Genomic DNA, 237 nt, shown 5'->3' on the forward strand with positions numbered 1-237 from the left:
CTGGAGGTGATCGCCTGGACGGGCTCAGACGGAGCACATGCCGCCATCGACCAGCAGCTCGCTGCCGGCGACGAAGCTGCTGTCGTCGGACGCCAGGAACAGCATCGCGGCTGCGATCTCTTCCGGCCGCGCCATCCGGCCGAGCGGGATATTGGCAGCGTGCTTCGCGCGCACTGCCTCAGCCTCCTCCGGCGATTTCGTCTCAGCGTCGATCAGCGGCGTGTCGCACGGACCCGG

At 68.8% G+C, this 237-nt stretch carries 1 protein-coding gene; it reads right to left on the reverse strand.

What is annotated here, in order from left to right:
• Nucleotides 1-24: 24 nt before the first annotated feature.
• On the reverse strand, nt 25-237 hold a 213-nt coding region (locus SB764_RS44525; RefSeq protein ID WP_410867379.1), incomplete at its 5' end, for an SDR family oxidoreductase.

Source organism: Paraburkholderia sp. SIMBA_027, assembly GCF_046535315.1.
In the GTDB taxonomy this organism is placed as follows: Bacteria; Pseudomonadota; Gammaproteobacteria; order Burkholderiales; family Burkholderiaceae; genus Paraburkholderia; species Paraburkholderia tropica.